We start from the raw sequence: 14412 nt of genomic DNA, 5'->3' as shown, positions 1-14412 counted from the left end.
TAATAGAGAAAGACTGTCTCTCAGAGGACGGTCTTTTTTCATAAAACAGATTTAAAATCGTACGAAACTCGTGATTTTGTATGTCCTGAGTCGTGTTTAAAGTTATTGACCTCTCGTATAATTAGACATATACTTTGATTAAACAAATTTTGGTTTAAAAGGTAATGAAAAAGTCACCATCATTCGTTTGAGGGGGTGTCCCTTTGGAAAAAAACACCACGATCCGCGCACAGATAGAAAAGTATATTCAAAGTGAAGGTATTTCGATGCAATGTTTTGCAGATGCTTCCAAGGTAAATCCGGGTACACTTAGCGGTATACTTAACCGAAACCCACCACGGCCTATTTCAGTTAATCAGCTTGATCTGATTACTGAGGCGATGGGATTGGAAGAAGGATCTTTGTTCGAGATGTATGTAGATGAGTGTTTTATTCATTCCTTGCCCCACTGGAGAAGGTTGCGTCCATTTCTTCTTCGTTGCTCAGAGTTGAACAAGCTGGACTGTATACGCAGTGTGCTGGGCTATTTGATGGACGATTTATCAAATATTCCGGCTATTTTTGAGACTGCAGAAGCGATGTTTGAGGATGGCCGACATGAAGCCTCCATGCTTTTGTATGATTGTGTTATTGAGAGTGAGAAGTATACCCACTCCGAACGGTTGGCGATTAGCTATTTTCGCATATTCCAGATTCAGATTAAGGATAACCAACGGAACTTGAAGGCTGCTGTACAATTCCATTTATACCGTAGTCGTCTACCGGAAATTTATGCACTGGAAGGCTTACATATGCTATCTCAAGTGTTTGCTTTAAAAATGCAATGGTCCGAGATGGAAATGTATGCGGACGAGCTAAGAGAGCTGGCGCAGGCATTGTATCGCAATCGGAACCGTTTTGGAGATGAGCACCTGGAGCTGCTTAAGCCGCTCGTTTATTACTATGCTCAAGGGCATCTGCTCAAGGCCAGCTGCTATGAGTTTCAGGGTAGATATGAGGAATCCAAGCAATGGATTGAAGGTTATGCAGATTTAAGCTGGTTTGAGGGTTTGGACGAGGAAGGCTGGAAAGTAGTCAACCTGCATCGTGTATATGCACAGGGCAACCGACTTTGTATAGAAATCAAAATGGGCAACACCTCTGCAATCTATGAATATATTACTTACCTGCGCGAGCATCCGGATGAGACATTGGAAGGCTTGAATACGTTGCTCGAATCAGCGAATCGGTTTGGTTATTTCGTGGATGCTGAGCTGGAGCTGTTCAGCCAGCAACTCAAGAGTTTCTGGGAGCTTGCCCCGGAACAATGGGACACACATTATCGCAAGCACTTTAATGCATTTCGCTTTGCCTCCTTTTGTAAGGTGTATGCGGAATATTATTTTCGAAAAGGCGATTACCCCGAAGGGTTGGAACAAACACTACATTGCCTGCAACTGTCTGTCGATAACAGCTATACCGAGCATATCATTGGTTGTATGGCTTTATTTGAGCAGCATCGGAATTTTGCTACCCCAAGACAGCAGCAGTTGTATCAGAGTTTTTGCCTCGGCGTACGGGCAAATGAAAAAAATCATGCCTATGATCACAGTACGGGTGGGTATTTATAAGTCTAAAATTCATTCAAATTCTTCATATAACACGTACTTACGAGGATGTTCTCATTTCAAAGGGGGATATTCTCGTTTTTTAGCTGTTGCTGGTTCTTGTGACTTTTCGTATGGAAAGGACTGTTTTGCGCGTTGACAAGTTTCGCATGCAGGATTAGGATAAATGCAGCACAGAAAGTGAAGGAGAGCATATACTAATGACGATTCCCAAAACACTAACGATAGCCGGCTCCGACACAAGCGGCGGAGCAGGTATTCAGGCGGACCTGAAAACCTTTCAGGAGCTTGGTGTATATGGCATGACTGTATTGACTACCGTAGTTGCGATGGAACCTAAAACCTGGAACCATCTTGTATATCCTGTTGCGTTGGACGTGGTTGAGGCGCAGCTGCGTACTGTATTGGAAGGTATCGGTTTTGATGCAATGAAGACCGGTATGCTGGGTTCCGTAGATATCATCGAACTGGTGGCCAGCCACTTGAAAAAGCATGAACTGAAACGGATTGTGATTGACCCGGTTATGGTGTGCAAAGGCACGGATGAAGTGCTTCAACCGGAAAATACAGAGGCCATGCTGGAATTGTTGATTCCTGGCGCTGATCTGGTAACACCGAACTTGTTCGAGGCTTCGCAGCTGGCGAAGAAAGGACCGATCACGACACTGGAGCAAATGCAGGAAGCGGCTGCTATTATCCACGACCGTGGTGCTAAGCATGTGCTGATCAAGGACCGTGGCAAAATTCGCGCAGGTAAAGCGATGGATCTGCTGTATGACGGAATCACTTTTGACTGGTTTGAAGCGGATGTTGTACAAACCAACTTTACCCACGGTGCAGGCTGTACCACTTCGGCTGCGGTAACGGCTGGTTTGGCACAAGGGCTGACTGTACGTGAAGCTGTGGATCAGGCCAAGAAATTCATTACACAGGCCATTGAAGGTGGCTTCAAGCTTAATGAATTTGTTGGTCCGACCCTGCATGTGGCACACCGTTTGCAAAATCAATAAAGGTACGAAGGTCTGCGATCCTAGAGATACTTATAAATCTCCATTAGACTGGATATATATTAGATTGTTTTTTACAGTGACTTTTTGATATATAGAGTTAGATGAGGCATAAAAGCCGCAATACATGGTATTGCGGCTTTTAAGGTTGTATTATTTTGGCATTCCAGCTTCCAGTTTGGTCTAATCGTACTGTATAATAGGCATCAGATTTATTACATTAAAGGGGGAAACGAAGCAATGACATTATTCAGCGAAATGGCTTATAGCCGACCAGTGCAACCTGAAATTGAACAGCGGTTTAAAATGCTGTTGCAGCAGTTTCGTGAAGCGGACAATGTAGAACGTCAAAATGAAGTTATTCATGCGATTAACAAGCTGCGCAGTAACGTGGAAACGCAATTGCAATTGGTGGAAGTTCGGCACTCCATTGATACGGAAGATGCTTTTTACAAAGCGGAGCAAGAGTACGCTGATGATTTCATGCCGGTTATCCAAGAGTATGTAACCGATTATTACCGGGCGTTGGTGGAGTCTCCATTTAGAGCTGAGTTGGAGAGCCAATGGGGGAGCCAGCTTTTCAGTATTGCCGAGGTGGCGCTCAAGTCGTTCCACCCGGATATCATTGAGGATTTGCAGCAGGAAAATAAGTTGACTTCGGAATATGCCCAATTAATTGCCTCAGCGAAGATCCCGTTCGAGGGGGAAGAACGCACATTGTCACAGCTCCTGCCATTTGAAATGGCAACCAACCGCGAGACACGCAAACAGGCCTCCGAGGCCAAGTATCAATTTATGAGTGAGCATGAGGACGAGCTGGACCGGATTTATGATGAACTGGTGAAGGTACGTACACGCATGGCACACAAGCTGGGCTATGACAACTTTGTAGAATTGGGCTATGCCCGCTTGGGACGTACAGATTACAACGCAGAGATGGTAGCCAATTTCCGCGAGCAGGTGCTGAAGCACATCGTTCCTCTGGCAACCAAGCTGAAAGAGCGCCAGCGCGAACGGATTGGAGTAGATCAGCTTCGCTATTACGATGAAGGCTTCAACTTCCTGTCAGGCAATCCTACGCCTAAAGGTGACCCGGAGTGGATCCTTCGTAATGGAGCACGCATGTATGAGGAGCTTTCAGCGGAAACACATGAATTTTTCAGCTTTATGATCGAACGTGGATTAATGGATTTGATCAGCAAAAAGGGAAAACAAAGTGGAGGCTATTGTACATTTTTGAGCGAATATGGCACGCCGTTTATTTTCTCCAATTTCAATGGTACGTCCGGTGATATCGACGTATTGACGCATGAAGCAGGTCATGCCTTCCAGGTCTATGAAAGCCGACATTTTGAAATTCCCGAGTACCATTGGCCAACGATGGAGGCGGCTGAGATTCACTCTATGAGCATGGAGTTTTTTGCATGGCCCTGGATGAATCTGTTCTTCGAGGAAGATACGGACAAATATCACTTTGAACATCTATCTTCGTCGTTGCTGTTCGTTCCTTACGGCGTAGCCGTGGATGAATTCCAACATGCCGTATACGAACATCCGGATTGGACCCCAGCCGAACGTAAAAGCGCATGGCGCTCCATTGAACGTAAGTATAAACCGCATCTGGATTATGAAGGCAACGAGTATCTGGAGCAGGGCGGATTCTGGCACAAACAGGGGCATATTTTCCAATCTCCGTTCTACTACATTGACTATACACTCGCGCAACTGTGCGCGTTCCAATTCTGGAAACGCATGAGTATCGACCGGACAGCAGCGTGGGAAGATTATTTGAAGCTGTGTCGTGCTGGGGGAAGTCGATCCTTTACCGGATTGGTTGAGCTGGCTGGACTCATCTCGCCATTCCAAAATGGTTGCATTGCCTCAGTAATCGGAGAAATCGAAGCATGGCTGAACAGTGTGGATGATAAAAAGCTGTAAGCTAACTAAAAAGGGCATTTCACTTACCTGTCAAAGCGGAAAAGCATGCAAATGACATGTTTTATAGGTAAAAGCAGGGCAATTGCACGAAAAAAGCCGGGAACCTCTACATGATGTAGGAGTCCCGGCTTTGTGTGATTTTAGAGCAAATATAACCCTATTAATGTTTAGTGTTAAGCGGTTTAAGATTGGCCTCAATCGAAGCACGGCGCGACTCCAAAAATGGAGGCAGTGATAGGGATTCGCCCAGAAACTCCAATTCCTCATCGGTGTCAAACCCCGGTCCATCGGTAGCCAATTCAAACAGAATGCCGTTCGGCTCACGGAAGTACAAGGAACGGAAATAAAAGCGATCTACAAAACCAGAGTTGGAAATCTGCAGCTGCCCAATACGGTCTACCCATTGTTTGAGCTCTTCCTCGGTTTCAACACGGAAAGCTACATGGTGCACACTGCCGCGTCCTGGTCGCTCTTGTGGCAGATCGTTGCGCTCTTCCAGATGCACCTCAGTTCCTGTACCGCCTTCACCCGTTTCATAGATGACCACATCCGCTTGTCCAGCAACAGGGGAAGGATAGGAGCCCTTTTTACGGAAGCCCATAACCTGTTCAAGGATGAGAATAGTATTCTCCGCTTTGGGAATGGTCAGATGAACCGGCCCAAGTCCTACAATGCCGTATTCGGCAGGGACAGGGCTTTTCTCCCAAGGCGTGCCGCCGCGCATTCCGTGATCATGCTCATCTGAAACGAGGAAGAAGCGTTGTCCTTCAAAATCCTCAAACGAAAGTGCCAGGCGCCCCGCTTGATCCGTAATTTCGCCATGTTTTACATCCAGCTGCTCGAAGCGGTTTTTCCAGTAATCCAGTGCCTTGTCATTTGGTACCCGTAGGGAGAGAGCTGAAATGCTGTTATTTCCTGTACGAGTTTGTCCCGCATGTGGAATTTCAAAGAAAGTGACTTCTGTACCCGCAGTTCCACGCTCATCTCCGTAAAAAAGGTGATACACACTAACATCATCCTGGTTCACCGTTTTCTTGATCAACCGAAGTCCCAATACCTGAGTATAAAATTCAACATTTTTAGCCGCTGCTGCTGTAATCGCCGAAACGTGATGCAATCCTAACAGTTTCATATTATTTGTCCTCCTTGGTTTTATATGATTAGGTTTTTCAAAGTAAAATAAACCGTTGCCGTAAAGTTTTCTTTATATTTATTATCTTGATATTAAGATATATTATTTTTGATTGTTTGTCAACATGAATTATGCGCTGGCTCCAAAGATAGATAAACTAGATACTCGATATTATGCAAAAGCAGATAGAATAAAGCATCATATAATCCAGCATAGAAATGAGCGTTTTATGATAAAAGGAGGGACTCGATGTATACAGAAAAGGATTTAACGATTAGGCCTGCTACAGAAGAAGACCTATATGCGCTTTGGACGCTAACTTACAAGGAAGAAGCCCCGGAATGGAAGCAATGGGATGCACCCTACTATGAGCATAAGAAGCTTTCCTTTGAGGAGTATTTAAAAGAGAAGGAAAAGCGAATCGGACAAGATGACTTTTGGCTCATTGAAGTGGAAGGCAAGATCATTGGATCAGTAAGCTACTATTGGGAGCATCAGCCTTCCCAATGGCTTGAAATGGGGATAGGTATTTATGATTCGGGGTATTGGAGTGGTGGCTATGGTACGAGAGCACTTCGATTGTGGATCGACCATTTGTTTAATACATTGCCTCTAGTAAGAGTAGGCTTTACAACCTGGTCAGGAAATCATCGGATGATGAAGGTTGGAGAGAAGCTGGGCATGACCCTGGAAGGCAGGCTTCGCAAGTGCAGATATTATAATGGAGAGTATTATGATTCGATCCGAATGGGGCTTTTACGGGAAGAGTGGAGGGGATAGTTGTTCTGCAAATAAGAACCTTTCTAGGCATAAAAAGATGACCTCTGAATGGATCAGGAGTCATCTTTTTTGGCGCTCATGGGTATTTTACTTTCATATTTTAAGTGCATCTACTCTGATTCTCGAAGCCGCTCCACAATACTTTGTTTGTTATTCATAGAATAGACTGCTATTGGTATAAGTATCCCAAGCAAGAACAGTAAAGGCAACAAGACTAGAAGTGGCCAGATTATAAAGTGATAGCTTAAAAACCACATCATACTGCTTAGGGGTTTCACAATTGAAATAGAGAATATGATCCCTAATAAAATGGAGGATAGGGCGGTGCCGAGAACATAATATAGCCCTTCATAAATCAGCATACCCCGCAATTGCTTTTTGGTCATGCCGATACTTTGCAGCATGGCAAACTCCTGACGCCGTGTCAATATACTCGTCAGAATTGCGTTTACAAAGTTGAGGATACCAATCAGGCCGATAATCAGACTGAGCGTGCCTCCGATCATCATGATGGTGTTTTGCATACCTGAAAACTCATTCATTGAAGTAAACTTGGATGTGTAGTTCATTACTGGCTCTGTAGTTTCGGTGTAACTTTTTAAAAAGCTCTCCATGGCATCTTCCTGATCAGGGGATACATTAAAGGCGTAGCTCATCACAGCAGGCTGCTCCGCAAGCGGCTTGTAAATATTCGCCGGAAGATAGAAGTTATACGTACTTGAACGGCGATCAGAATTGGTACTATATTTAATTGCAACATGACCAAGTACTGTGAATGCATGCGTAGTATACTCTTTATCCAGCGGAGCTTCTGCTGCTCCCATATAACTGTGAAGCGTGACCTTTTCACCCACCTTATACAGAGCCTTTTCCATCTGGGGGATGTCATGGTCATCTAAATCTACCCCTTCCAATATATACTTACCGGAAGCCAGCTTCTCAAAATCAAGCTCACCGTCTAGTAATCGCAACCGGTGCAGTGGTAAATCTTCCAGCCCATATACTGCCGCGATGAAGTTGCCGCGAGAATCTGTCTCATCGTCCTCATTGGTGTATTTTCCATTCTCGACAGTAAGCACTAATCTGCCGCCGTACAAGCGACCGCCCTCTTCAAAGCCGGGCTGTGTCTGTACAGCCTGAATAAAACTCTCGGAGGTCCCATTTTTAGGGCCGCTAAAATAGGGGCGATGAAAATATTCAGCATGAGCAATGAGAAAGTCAGTGTCATTGAATTTGGATACAAACTTATCCATATCAATGCTCTGAGACAGGGTGAAGGCCGTGTTAAGAAGTACAAGGCTTAACGAAAGACTGATGACTACCAACACGGTGCGTTTTTTATTGCGCCCCAAGTTGGAGCGAGCCATGTGGATCATTTTAGCGCCTTCAGTGGATTTTTTCAGCTTACGGCCGCCCTTGGTATTTCCGTCTGTGTATCTTACTGCCTCAACTGGCGAGACAGCTGCCGCAATTCTGCCTGGCTTGAAAGTGCTGATCATTACAGTAATGAGCGCGAACAGAGCAGATCCGACAAAAATCCAAGGGTTAGGGGATACCGATATCTCAGTACCGTTATATACACTCATATTTATAATAAAAGGCACGAGTGATTTACCGATAAAAAAACCTGCTATTAATCCAATCGGGATTCCTATCCCTGAAAGAACTAACGCCTGTCTGCGAATGATCCGACGAATCTGGTTGCCGCTTGTACCAATCGTTTTTAAAAGACCATAGAAACGGATATCTCGCATCACCGATATTTGAAAAATGTTATAGATGATCAAATAACCGGTAAACATGATCAGTAACAGGGCAGAAGTTAACGCTATGATGGTCTCTGTATCTAGACTAAAATTGGTTGAGATGTATGCCCAATTTACATTACTCGCGATATAGTTCGGTGCATCTTCGTCAAGCGAATATCCACTTTCGGTAATCACTTTATTGAGCTTTCCTCGCGAATCAAAGCTATTGTCGAACATCATATATGCACTAATGGTTCCTGTATAGAAATGATCTTTTTTATAGGTGCTTTGTAATTCCTTTGCATGAGCATCGACATAGGATCTGGAGGCGAATATTTGTCCTGTGTTAAACACAGGATCGCTTTTCCACCAGCCGGAAAGGATAAAATCACGCTGCACTTCTTTACCTCGTATGTCAAGCTTTAGCCTCAAAGGTGCTCCAACCTCCAAAGGAACACCCAATAGCTGCAACGTCTTGGAGTCTGCGATCACTTCATTTTCTGCGACAGGCTTGTGCCCCTCTTTAAGCTCAATAAAACCGAGCTTCATCCCTACATCATCGTAATACCAGAACTCTGTGTGACGTTTTAGAAATTTATCGTTTTTAACTTCGTCGCTTAATATACGGTTATAAGCTATTTCCTTGATCAACGGATGATTCTTGACATGATTAAATTCGTCATCCGTTATATATTTAAGTACGGCATGCCCATCTCCACCTGCCTGACGCATGGTCGCCCGTTGTAAGCTTTCCCCAGCGCCAATCCCCATAGTGAACAGTGTTGTAAATAGCAATGAGGTTAGTGCTATAGCAACAATAGCAATGAGGTTACGGGCTTTGTTTACTTTGAAACTTTTATCTGCCAGCTTGCGGATTGCTTTTTTGTTCTTTACCTTGATCATTTTGTATCACCGCCGACTATTTTACCGTCCTCAATACGGATGATCCGGTCTGCCATTTGCGCAATTTCCTCGTTGTGGGTAATCATCACTATTGTTTGGCGGAACTGCTGGCTGGATACTTTGATCAATCCCATCACATCCAGACTGGTTTTACTGTCCAGGTTCCCGGTGGGTTCATCTGCTAAAACAATCGCGGGCTTGGCTGCCAATGCTCTGGCGATAGCTACGCGCTGCTGCTGGCCCCCCGATAGATTGTTGGGCAGGTTATTCAACTTTTGGTCCAGACCCAAGGTATGTACAATTTTATCTATGTGGGTTTTGTCCGGTTCTTTACCATCCAGTTCAATCGGAAGCACAATATTTTCGTAGACATTTAAAACAGGTACCAGGTTGTAATTTTGAAACACGAAGCCAATTTTTCGTCTGCGAAATATAGTCAATTCTTCATCTTTTAATGCGAAAATATCTTTACCGTCAATCGTAACGTTTCCACTTGTCGGACGATCAAGTCCACCCAGCATATGGAGAAGGGTAGATTTGCCGCTCCCGGACGTACCGACAATGGCCACAAATTCTCCGCTTTTCACCTCCAGGTTCACCCCATCTAGGGCATGAACAGCAGTATCCCCGTTACCATAATACTTCTTCAACTCCTGAGTTTTTAACAGAGTCATTCATTTCTCCTCCATGAAAAATAGTCTGTATCACCAATACTTCGCAATACAGACTTTACCATATCAATCTTTCTACAATCTTTCTGAATTCTAACAGTGTTGTAAGAATTACTTGTCTATGGGGAGAAAAATCGAGAAGGTGGAACCACGGCCTCGGCGTGACCATAGTTTGATGTATCCGCCCCCAGCCGAAACAATTTCTCTTGCTAAAAATAGTCCAATCCCGACACCTTCTTGCGAGATTACAGTTTGTGACCGATAGAAGCGCTTGAAAATCTTACTGTGTTCTTCCTCAGCAATTCCAATGCCATTATCAGTAATATCAATTCGGCAGAATAAATCATAAGCACTCACATTAATGAATATATTCCCGCTAATTTCTGTATATTTGACGGCGTTGTCCAAAATATTATAGATCGCCTCAACCGTCCATTTTAAATCAAAACAGGCCTGGATTTCTTCTTTACTCTCCATAGTAATCGAAATCCCTTTAGCGTTTGCCTTCGGCATAATTTGTTCCAGTGCAGTAGTTAGTAGCTTCTGAACTGACTCCTGCCTTGACGACAATTTAATAATCCCTGTTTCAAGCCGTGATGTTTTTACTAAGGAATGGATTAGGAAATGAAGCTTTTCGGCTTGTGTGGATAAAGCCTTTACACAAGTGGAGCCTTCCGGTGGCAAATCATATTCATTAAGCAGTTGTGAGTAGAGGATGATGTTAGCAATAGGTGTTTTCGTTTGATGCGAGATGTCAGAAATGAGCTCGTTTATTTTATTTTTTTCTGCCAACAAATTTTTCGAGGAAACGGAGCAAATGGAAAGAAATTGCGCAAGCTTGGCCTCTACTGCTGATAAGACGGATTCGTCAAAAACACGCTCTGAAAACTCGCCACTAATTGCAGCTTCAATCATATGATCCATAGTCTTCATTGTTTTATGTACGTTCTTACGATAGAGAAGAATGGTAACCCCGGCTATGAAAAGAGCAGTAATAGCAATTCCAAAACACGCATAATTCAGGGTCGTCATTCATTTCACCGCCCAAGTGTATCCGATACCGTACACAGTCTTAATGTACTGAGGAGAGGAAGGAAGGTCCTCCAGCTTGTCACGTAGCCTTTTTATGGTGACTGACAAGGCATTTTCGCCCACATACTCAGCGCCATCTGTCCAGATGCTGTCTACCAAATGATCACGGGTAAGGATCTTCCCACGATGATCAATTAAGAGGCGAAGCAATTTCTGCTCCGTTTTGCTTAGCTCCACAGGTGTACCCTTTTTAGCAAACGCCATCTTATCAAATGAAAAAGCAAAAGCATCTATCTGAATGGTTTCTGCAAGAACACGCTTGATCTTTTTTAACTGGACGTCTACTCTTGCCCTTAATACCATCAGACTGAAGGGCTTGGTGATATAGTCATCGGCGCCCAATTCCAAACCAGTTACAATATCTGTTTCCATATCATGTGCAGTTAAAATAATGACCGGCAAAGTTGTTGTTTTACGAATATCGGTTAAAAAATCTAGTCCGTTTCCATCTGGCAAATTTAGATCAAGAATCACTAGGTCAAAAGCAGCGCTTGCCAATTGTTCTTTTGAAGTACTAAGGTCATGTGTTTGCACAAATTCGTTGTTAGGTCCTTTAAGAGCGAGAGTAATGCCATTACTCAAAGCTAAATCATCTTCAACGATTAATATGCGGTTCATCTTTTTCCTCCTATATGCTTTCACAACTAAATATAGCTGGACTCACGGGCTCTCTTTCTAGTTTACTGGATTTTGCTCGTATTTGCTCACTGGTTATCGCACGGCTGTTTGGTCATGCTTAAAACAATTCAAAGAATTTGACAGATACAATATCACTGCTATAATTTATCCTAGTTGTTTTGATAATGATTATCATTATTGGAGGGGAGGACAGGGCCGAAGCTTGGTACGAGTTATTGGACAGGCTCCCTTAGTTAGAGATGAAATTGCGCTATTTAATACTGGCTTTTCTGGTACTGGCTTTCGCCTCGGTGTTCATCGGTGTTCATGATGTGACTCCACTTGATTTGTTCCACTTATCTAACGATCAAGCGCAGGTGCTCCTGATTAGCAGATTCCCACGTTTGATCAGCATCATTATTGCAGGGGCGAGTATGAGTATCTGCGGGCTCATCATGCAGCAGCTTACTCGGAACCGATTTGTTTCGCCTACCACCGCAGGGACGATGGATGCGGCACGATTAGGTGTGCTGATGGCCATTATGGTGTTTGGAGCGGCAGGATTTTGGACGAAGATGCTGACGGCTTTTGGATTCGCTTTAGGGGGAACGCTGATTTTCATGAAGATACTGGATAAAATCCGGTTCAAGGACCCGGTATTTATTCCGCTTGTTGGTCTGATGTTTGGGGGCATTTTAAATTCGGTGACGACTTTTTTTGCTTACAAATACAATCTGATTCAGGGCATTTCTTCGTGGATGCAGGGGGATTTTTCTCTAATTATGAGTGGTCGCTATGAGATGCTGTATCTTAGTGTTCCTTTGGTCGCGTTGGCGTACATATATGCGAATCGTTTTACAATTGCAGGTATGGGTGAGGATTTTGCAGCCAACTTGGGCGTACATTACAAGCGCACCGTCAATGTGGGTTTGGTGATCGTGGCTTTGGTGTCCTCTGTTGTCATCTTAACCGTTGGTACGATTCCCTTTTTGGGGCTGGTTGTACCCAATCTGGTCAGTATGTATATGGGGGATAATCTGAAAAAGAGCCTGGCTCATACAGCGATCTTGGGCGCCGTCTTTGTGCTGTTTTGCGATATTTTGGGACGGGTGATCATTTACCCATATGAAATATCTGTAGGGCTTACGGTTGGTGTGATCGGGAGCGCGTTGTTCTTGTATTTGCTGCTGAAGAGAAGGGCTTATGAATCCTAAATTAAAAATCGGAATATTAGCCGCTGCCGCGCTTGTGTTGATTGCTGCTTTTGTGTTTATCGATCTTCCGCACACCTGGCATTACGCGTTGCCGCGACGATTGAAAAAGGTCGCAGCTTTCATTCTGACAGGTGGCTCCATTGCTTTTGCGACCGTTATTTTCCAGACGGTTACGAATAATAAGATTTTGACTCCGGGTATTATCGGGCTGGATTCACTGTATATGCTGATTCAGACGACGATTATTTTTGCATTTGGTTCCGTCCCATTGATTTCGACCAGCAAAGAATTAAACTTTTTGCTGTCAGTGGGGATGATGGTGTTGTTCGCGGGATTGCTATACAAGTTAATTTTCCGCAAGGATGGACGGGGAATTTATGTACTTCTGCTGATTGGTCTGGTGTTCGGGACGCTGTTTAACAGTCTGTCTACCTTTATGGAGGTACTGATTGATCCAAATGAATTTGCGAAAATTCAGGACAAGAGCTTTGCCAGCTTTAGTAATGTAAACACCGAACTGTTATGGCTTTCTGTATTCGTGCTTGTACTTGTATTTGCTTATGCGTGGAGGTTCATTAAGTACTTGGACGTGCTGTCGCTCGGACGGGAGCATGCCATTAATTTAGGCCTCCCTTACAGTTATATCATCAAAAGATTGCTAATTATTGTAGCGATTCTCATCTCCATATCCACGGCACTTGTCGGGCCGATCACGTTTCTCGGATTAATTGTGGCCAATGTGGCTTATCAGGTGATGAAGACCTATCAGCACCGTTATATTATTCCGGCCTCCATCTGTGTTAGTGTCATTGCTTTGGCAGGGTGCCAACTGCTGGCAGAAAGAGTATTCGACTTATCGACAACAGTCAGCGTCATTATTAACTTTATCGGGGGGGTGTACTTCCTGTACCTTTTGCTGCGGGAGAATAAATCATGGTAGAAGTCAAAAACGTAACCAAACGCTACGGAAATAAAAATGTGGTGGAGCAGGTGTCCGTCACTATACCTAAAGGCACCATTACCTCCTTTATTGGACCTAACGGCGCTGGGAAAAGCACCCTGTTGTCGATGATCAGTCGCCTAACAGATAGTGATGAGGGAGAAATCCTCATTGACGGACAGGCCGTGAGCCTGACCAAAAGTGAGGAACTAGCCCGGAAGATATCCATTTTAAAACAGACCAATGATGTCAACATCCGCTTAACCGTGAAGGAGCTGGTCAGCTTCGGCCGTTTTCCGTATTCCAAGGGCAGATTGAACAGCGAGGATCGCAAAATGGTAGAGCAGTCTATGGCCTACATGGGACTGGAGGATATGAAGGACAAACATATTGATTTGCTCAGTGGGGGACAGCGGCAGCGGGCTTTTATTGCGATGATTCTGGCACAGGACACGGAATACATACTACTGGATGAGCCGCTGAACAATTTGGATATGAAGCATTCGGTTCAGATTATGAAGACGCTACGCAATTTAGTGGATGATCTGGGCAAAACGATTCTGGTGGTGCTTCACGACATTAACTTTGCTTCCTGCTATTCGGACCATATTGTCGGGATGAAGAATGGCAGATTGCTAAAGCAAGGAACGGCTGACGAGATGATAGATAGTCAGCTATTAAAAGATTTGTACGATATGGATATTCCGATTCAACAGATCGGTGATCATAAAATTTGTGTGTACTTCACTTAGGGGGAATGTA

Annotated in this window: 12 protein-coding genes; 7 read left to right on the top strand and 5 right to left on the bottom strand. The window is 44.1% G+C overall.

Annotated elements, in window-relative coordinates; translation table 11 throughout:
- Nucleotides 1–203: 203 nt before the first annotated feature.
- The 3 genes from ACU1JV_RS19460 (at nt 204) to ACU1JV_RS19450 (ending at nt 4552) form a co-directional block, all read left to right on the top strand.
- Nucleotides 204–1610: a hypothetical protein gene (locus ACU1JV_RS19460; RefSeq protein ID WP_013373159.1), complete on the top strand. Its 1407-nt coding sequence runs from the start codon at nt 204–206 to the stop codon at nt 1608–1610.
- 197 nt (nt 1611–1807) lie between these two features.
- Nucleotides 1808–2617 (top strand): bifunctional hydroxymethylpyrimidine kinase/phosphomethylpyrimidine kinase, encoded by an 810-nt coding sequence (thiD, locus tag ACU1JV_RS19455; RefSeq protein ID WP_413987033.1) that lies wholly within the window; start codon nt 1808–1810, stop codon nt 2615–2617.
- 237 nt (nt 2618–2854) lie between these two features.
- Nucleotides 2855–4552 (top strand): M3 family oligoendopeptidase, encoded by a 1698-nt coding sequence (locus tag ACU1JV_RS19450; protein WP_413987032.1) that lies wholly within the window; start codon nt 2855–2857, stop codon nt 4550–4552.
- 160 nt (nt 4553–4712) lie between these two features.
- Here the strand turns inward: ACU1JV_RS19450 and ACU1JV_RS19445 are convergent, their stop codons facing one another.
- A complete protein-coding gene (locus tag ACU1JV_RS19445) occupies nt 4713–5684 on the bottom strand; it encodes a ring-cleaving dioxygenase (RefSeq protein ID WP_413987031.1) in 972 nt (323 codons plus the stop codon).
- Between the two features lie 249 nt (nt 5685–5933).
- On the opposite strand from ACU1JV_RS19445, the gene ACU1JV_RS19440 reads away from it, so the two are divergent.
- Complete coding sequence (locus ACU1JV_RS19440) at nt 5934–6464, top strand: GNAT family N-acetyltransferase (RefSeq protein ID WP_413987030.1); 531 nt, start codon at nt 5934–5936, stop codon at nt 6462–6464.
- A 110-nt stretch (nt 6465–6574) separates the two neighbouring features.
- On the opposite strand, the gene ACU1JV_RS19435 is transcribed toward ACU1JV_RS19440, so the two are convergent.
- The 4 genes from ACU1JV_RS19435 to ACU1JV_RS19420 all read right to left on the bottom strand — a co-directional run bounded on the left by ACU1JV_RS19435 (nt 6575) and on the right by ACU1JV_RS19420 (nt 11496).
- Entirely contained in the window at nt 6575–9115 is a 2541-nt protein-coding gene (locus ACU1JV_RS19435; RefSeq protein ID WP_413987029.1) for an ABC transporter permease, read from the bottom strand.
- Complete coding sequence (locus tag ACU1JV_RS19430) at nt 9112–9789, bottom strand: ABC transporter ATP-binding protein (protein WP_264217640.1); 678 nt, start codon at nt 9787–9789, stop codon at nt 9112–9114. Before ACU1JV_RS19430 ends, ACU1JV_RS19435 begins: the two co-directional genes overlap by 4 nt.
- 108 nt (nt 9790–9897) lie before the next feature.
- Nucleotides 9898–10818, bottom strand: a complete 921-nt coding sequence (locus ACU1JV_RS19425; protein WP_064963589.1) for a sensor histidine kinase — start codon at nt 10816–10818, stop codon at nt 9898–9900.
- The gene (locus tag ACU1JV_RS19420) at nt 10819–11496 is read right to left on the bottom strand and encodes a response regulator transcription factor (RefSeq protein WP_025674742.1); all 678 of its coding nucleotides are present in this window, start codon (nt 11494–11496) and stop codon (nt 10819–10821) included.
- Nucleotides 11497–11756: 260 nt separating this feature from the next.
- On the opposite strand from ACU1JV_RS19420, the gene ACU1JV_RS19415 reads away from it, so the two are divergent.
- Genes ACU1JV_RS19415 through ACU1JV_RS19405 form a run of 3 tightly spaced genes read left to right on the top strand, consistent with a single transcriptional unit; the run spans nt 11757 to nt 14402 of the window.
- The gene (locus ACU1JV_RS19415) at nt 11757–12710 is read left to right on the top strand and encodes an ABC transporter permease (protein ID WP_413987028.1); all 954 of its coding nucleotides are present in this window, start codon (nt 11757–11759) and stop codon (nt 12708–12710) included.
- The gene (locus ACU1JV_RS19410; protein WP_017425553.1) at nt 12700–13650 is read left to right on the top strand and encodes an iron chelate uptake ABC transporter family permease subunit; all 951 of its coding nucleotides are present in this window, start codon (nt 12700–12702) and stop codon (nt 13648–13650) included. The genes ACU1JV_RS19415 and ACU1JV_RS19410 overlap by 11 nt, the downstream gene beginning before the upstream one ends.
- Nucleotides 13644–14402: an iron ABC transporter ATP-binding protein gene (locus ACU1JV_RS19405; protein WP_413987027.1), complete on the top strand. Its 759-nt coding sequence runs from the start codon at nt 13644–13646 to the stop codon at nt 14400–14402. The genes ACU1JV_RS19410 and ACU1JV_RS19405 overlap by 7 nt, the downstream gene beginning before the upstream one ends.
- The last annotated feature ends 10 nt before the right edge of the window (nt 14403–14412 follow it).

The organism is Paenibacillus sp. T2-29, from assembly GCF_052921365.1.
This window is presented reverse-complemented; position numbering and strand designations above follow the sequence as displayed.

What these genes read in the sequence shown, in the direction of transcription:
- thiD (WP_413987033.1), top strand. Translation starts at nt 1,808, where the DNA reads ATGACGATTCCCAAAACACTAACGATAGCCGGCTCCGACACAAGCGGC.
- ACU1JV_RS19450 (WP_413987032.1), top strand. Translation starts at nt 2,855, where the DNA reads ATGACATTATTCAGCGAAATGGCTTATAGCCGACCAGTGCAACCTGAA.
- ACU1JV_RS19445 (WP_413987031.1), bottom strand. Translation starts at nt 5,684, where the DNA reads ATGAAACTGTTAGGATTGCATCACGTTTCGGCGATTACAGCAGCAGCG.
- ACU1JV_RS19440 (WP_413987030.1), top strand. Translation starts at nt 5,934, where the DNA reads ATGTATACAGAAAAGGATTTAACGATTAGGCCTGCTACAGAAGAAGAC.
- ACU1JV_RS19435 (WP_413987029.1), bottom strand. Translation starts at nt 9,115, where the DNA reads ATGATCAAGGTAAAGAACAAAAAAGCAATCCGCAAGCTGGCAGATAAA.
- ACU1JV_RS19430 (WP_264217640.1), bottom strand. Translation starts at nt 9,789, where the DNA reads ATGACTCTGTTAAAAACTCAGGAGTTGAAGAAGTATTATGGTAACGGG.
- ACU1JV_RS19425 (WP_064963589.1), bottom strand. Translation starts at nt 10,818, where the DNA reads ATGACGACCCTGAATTATGCGTGTTTTGGAATTGCTATTACTGCTCTT.
- ACU1JV_RS19420 (WP_025674742.1), bottom strand. Translation starts at nt 11,496, where the DNA reads ATGAACCGCATATTAATCGTTGAAGATGATTTAGCTTTGAGTAATGGC.
- ACU1JV_RS19415 (WP_413987028.1), top strand. Translation starts at nt 11,757, where the DNA reads ATGAAATTGCGCTATTTAATACTGGCTTTTCTGGTACTGGCTTTCGCC.
- ACU1JV_RS19410 (WP_017425553.1), top strand. Translation starts at nt 12,700, where the DNA reads ATGAATCCTAAATTAAAAATCGGAATATTAGCCGCTGCCGCGCTTGTG.
- ACU1JV_RS19405 (WP_413987027.1), top strand. Translation starts at nt 13,644, where the DNA reads ATGGTAGAAGTCAAAAACGTAACCAAACGCTACGGAAATAAAAATGTG.